Origin of the sequence: Acidithiobacillus concretivorus (genome assembly GCF_018853445.1) — a bacterium.
Lineage (GTDB): Bacteria > Pseudomonadota > Gammaproteobacteria > Acidithiobacillales > Acidithiobacillaceae > Acidithiobacillus > Acidithiobacillus concretivorus.
In genome coordinates, this window is sequence record NZ_JABELD010000106.1 from 1 (window position 1) to 4172 (window position 4172).

Below are 4172 nucleotides of genomic sequence, written 5' to 3' on the forward strand. Positions count from 1 at the left end.
TTTTTTTTTTTTTGATAAAGATTGATGTTTGTTGTATAGATATTATTTTATCGTTAATTTTTTGTTATTTTGTGTTAAATTTATGACTAAAATGTTATTACATAATTTCAATGTGGCGATTTTAATGTTAATTTATAGGGTGATATGTTGCAGGTAGACGCTCACGCTTGTCACAAGCGTGCACCAGGATTTTGCTTGACGCAGTTGTAACTTTGGCCAACCATGTGCTCGCAGATTTTACCACTTAGTAGTGGACGAGGTATATGGAAGAGATTTCATGGTGTGTTAGATAATTTGGTTTAAGTGAAGCTAAATTTTCCAGTAATTACTCAGAGGACCTGGTGTAATAGCACGAGTTCGACTTGCGAGCCGATTCGCAAGCTCATTTCTCTGGGTGTGGCTGATTGCTGCGAACGAGATAAGGATTCCCGACCTGCGAAAGGATTCTACCCGGTGCGATAAAAAAGTTACGGTTACGCCAATTTAATAATTTCTACGCGTCTGTTGATGGCTCTATTTGCCTCAGTATCGTTGCTAACCAAGGGTCTGCTTGATCCGTAGCCTGTTGTTTCTAGGCGCCGGGGATCAATGCCTTCGGCTATTAAGGCGTTTTTAACAGCTACAGCCCGAGTGACGGACAACTTTTGATTGTAGCTTTCTGCACCTAGCTGATCTGTGTGTCCCTCAATTCGCACATGTAACTGTGGATGCTTCTTTAGCAGATCACTCAATGTCTTCAAGGAGGGTTGGGCATCTGTTCTGAGGTTTGAGCGATTGAAGTCAAAAGGTAAATGCAAAGAAAATTGCCCTTTATTATTCAGTGCGTAGAGCATGTTTTCGCTAGTCAGAGGGTCGGACGAACTGGACACCATCCCGTTTTGCATAGGCTGCGTCTGTACTGCATATACTGAAGCATCCTGGGAGTGACCGAACAGGGTGTTGTCGTTGATGAAAATTAAAGTACGTACTCCATTAGCAGCTCGATGTTCTGCTGTTAACATGCGCCCGTCATCAAAAAGAAAATTTTCAACGCCTCCTGTATAGCCTGTCGGCGCGTTTCGCCAGAGAGATGTATTGATGGCTGCATCTCCATTGGTTCTGCAATTGTGATTGGCGCACTGCCATAAAATGTGGAACCCTGCATGCTGCAAAGCTTGTTGATAGTTGCGAATCACTTCCAGTGGCGAGCGATCTCTGGGAACCTGATATTTGATATAGGTGATTTGGCCCTCCAGTGTTTCAGAACGGGTCAGAGCATTTTTACCTAATGGTCCCAGAGGAATTGTTATTTCATCGTAATGAGCGCTGCGATAATTATCCACTACACTTCCTGGGTATCGCGCCAGAAAGGGGAGATCTTGACCACTTTCTGCAAGGGTAGATGTTGATCCTGCTAAAGATATCGTCAGAAAAAAGAAAATATTAAAAGTGTTACGCATGCTGTTCACTCCGGTCAGAAGTGGCCCCGAAAGACGACGTGGCGATTTGTTTTTTACTGCCAATGGTCCTTAGAAGGCGCACGAGGAGCATGCGCCTGTTTGGTACCCCATGACGGCGACATAGTGCGGCTATCCGGGAGCGTATGGTGCTTTCACTCTGTCCAAGTTGCAGTGCAATTTGGCTTTGACCAATACCGTTAACCAGTAATTGTGCAATACGTAAATCTGCTGGGCTTAGTTCAGGATGAAAAGGGTATTCTATTTCTAATCTGCTGTGCAGGAGGGTTAGACCTGCTTGAATTCTTTGCATTTCTGCAGAAGTTAGTATTCTTTGGGTGTCGAGATGAAACAGTATGATCTGCATGGGAGTGTCATTGCAGATGAAGCTTGACGCGATTTCCAGCGATGTCATGACCGTATGCGGAAATGAAATGTTCCCCGTGGCTTCTCTTTGAGCCCGAACGATCAGTTCCCGAGGTGGGCTAGGCCAGCGTCCGGCAGGGTAGCGCCACCAGCAATGTGTTTGCCAGCTTTTGCTTTGTCGATGAATACGATAGGTTTTTATCTGGCGCAGCCAGCCTAGATCACGCCAATATTGGGCCATCTGTGTTGGGGATAGCTGCAAATTGTTGTTCAAAAGTGTTGCGTCTGTGCCCTGAAGTTTTGTCTGGGCCAATAGTTTTAACCACATCGTTCGCTCCCTCCATTATGGAAGTTGATACATCTATAATATTTTCAGAAAATAATACTGTTATTTTTCATGATGTCAATAGCATATATAAAATGGATAACGACCGCTTTCATGATTTTAAAATTTTTGTTTATCAGTTAATATATAAATAAAAAACAATTAGTTATAATATATTTGTTATGATTATTGAACATCTTTTTAGAATTTTTATATTATGATTAAATGATCCTGTTAAGCAGCGGTAGGTTATGGCTGAAAATGTAATGCTGATTATAATGTGTATTGTTTTGCGTTTTGTCTGAGCTGCTTTTTTGAGTGGGAGAGACGTGTTGCAACATGAAGCATTTGCTTTTCTGGTCTTTATGGCCGTTCTGGGCCTGACTCTGCTGCTATCATTTGCTGCCCGTCAGCTTCTGTATAGAGGACAGAACCGCTTCGCGCGCGACAGTCAAATGGGGTTGAAAAGTCTTTTCATTTTTGCGGACCCCGTGTTGCTCTGGAAATTGAATCTGATGTTGCTGGTTGTTCTGCCTATTCTGACGTGGTGGGCGTCGGGGTCAGTTGTGGTCGCTGCCGGGGCTGCCTTTTTAATCCTGCTTCTGCCGCGCCTGATTATGCGTTGGCTGCAGAAGCGACGCTTGGACCGACTGCATGCGCAGTTGCCAGATGCATTGATGATGTTGGCCAGTGGACTGCGTTCCGGTGCTAATTTGCAACAGGCTATGGAGGGGCTATCTCGTGATCTCAGTCCGCCCATCAGTCAGGAGCTGGGCTTGGTGGTGCGAGAACAACGTCTTGGAGCTGCTTTTGAAGATGCAATTGACCATTTGGCTGAACGCATACCTAGCCCGGATGTACAACTGGTCGCTTCCGCATTGCGAATTAGTCGGGAAGTCGGAGGCAGCCTTGCCGATACGGTGGCTCGACTGGGAGAAACTATTCGCAAGCGACTGATGATGGAACAGAAAATAAAAGCATTGACTGCGCAGGGCCGTCTTCAGGGAATCGTCATGACGGCGCTTCCTGCTTTGATTGTTTTGGCCCTCTTGCAAATCGAGCCGCAAGCTATGGGTGCATTATTTAGTACGACCCAAGGATGGGCAGTATTGGCCGTTGCCATTCTTTGTGAGTTTTTGGGTTATTTTTGGATACGGAAAATTGTGAGCATTGAAGTATGACAAAGCTAACAATATGGTTACTTGCCGTGCTGATAGGATTATCTATTGCTTTTGCAATTTATGGATTGGGTTATCTGGCACGCCAGATGGAGCCCTCGCCCAGGGATTACATGGATCCTTTACCCAAAGGGTTGAGGCTGCTTTGGCCCATAGTTCAATTTGTTCGTTCAACATTGGTTATTTTCATTCCCGATCGTTTACTGTTACCGGTACATCAACGGTTACAAAGAGCGGGTATGCACTACTTGCTGAGTGCCAGAGAGTTTATTGCACTGAAGGTTCTGAGTGCGACAGTACCCTTGATTTTTTGCGTGTTGTTATATCGGGTTTCAGGGTTGTTCAATATTTGGCTGTTATTTTTGACTATGTTGTTTGCGAGCTTTTATCCTGACATCTGGTTGGTTGAACAGGCCAAGCGGCGTGGACGTCTTATTTTAAAAGAGTTACCGGTTTACCTGGATTTCATCACCTTGATGATCGAGGGAGGGCTTAATTTAACCAGTGCGATGCAGGTGGCTGTTGATAAGGGCCCCGCAGGACCATTGCGCAACGAGTTCGCGATCACGATTCGAGAGTTGCGATCCGGTACGGCAAAAATGGACGTGTTTCGACGCTTTGGAGAGCGTGTGTCGTTGACGGAGGTACGCAGTCTGGTCAGTGCGTTAGTTCAATCAGAGGAGCGTGGTGGAGATCTGGGGCCAGTATTGCGTGCTCAAGCGGAACAGCGACGGGAAGAGCGTTTTTTGCGGGCGGAAAAATTGGCTCTTGAAGCACCAGTCAAGCTTTTGGCACCGCTGGTGGTTTTTATTTTTCCAATCACCTTCCTGATGCTGGCTTTTGTGATTTACATGAAATTTTTACAGG

The 4172-nt window shown here is 45.3% G+C and carries 4 protein-coding genes; 2 read left to right on the forward strand and 2 right to left on the reverse strand.

Features of this window, described 5'->3' with window-relative positions:
* Positions 1-473 precede the first annotated feature (473 nt).
* Entirely contained in the window at positions 474-1439 is a 966-nt protein-coding gene (locus HJG40_RS12045) for an OmpA family protein (RefSeq protein ID WP_215864418.1), read from the reverse strand.
* A complete protein-coding gene (locus HJG40_RS12050; protein ID WP_215864419.1) occupies positions 1432-2130 on the reverse strand; it encodes a helix-turn-helix transcriptional regulator in 699 nt (232 codons plus the stop codon). The genes HJG40_RS12045 and HJG40_RS12050 overlap by 8 nt, the downstream gene beginning before the upstream one ends.
* Positions 2131-2456: 326 nt before the next feature.
* Here HJG40_RS12050 and HJG40_RS12055 point away from each other — a divergent pair, with 326 nt between their 5' ends.
* Both HJG40_RS12055 and HJG40_RS12060 read left to right on the forward strand, forming a co-directional pair.
* Positions 2457-3308: a type II secretion system F family protein gene (locus tag HJG40_RS12055; protein ID WP_368356163.1), complete on the forward strand. Its 852-nt coding sequence runs from the start codon at positions 2457-2459 to the stop codon at positions 3306-3308.
* A gap of 245 nt (positions 3309-3553) precedes the next feature.
* Positions 3554-4172, forward strand: a 619-nt coding sequence (locus HJG40_RS12060; protein ID WP_226857429.1) for a type II secretion system F family protein, incomplete at its 3' end; no start/stop codon positions are given.

Excerpts from the sequence above, each read along its gene's own strand:
- HJG40_RS12045 (WP_215864418.1), bottom strand. The coding sequence starts at position 1,439 with ATGCGTAACACTTTTAATATTTTCTTTTTTCTGACGATATCTTTAGCA.
- HJG40_RS12050 (WP_215864419.1), bottom strand. The coding sequence starts at position 2,130 with ATGTGGTTAAAACTATTGGCCCAGACAAAACTTCAGGGCACAGACGCA.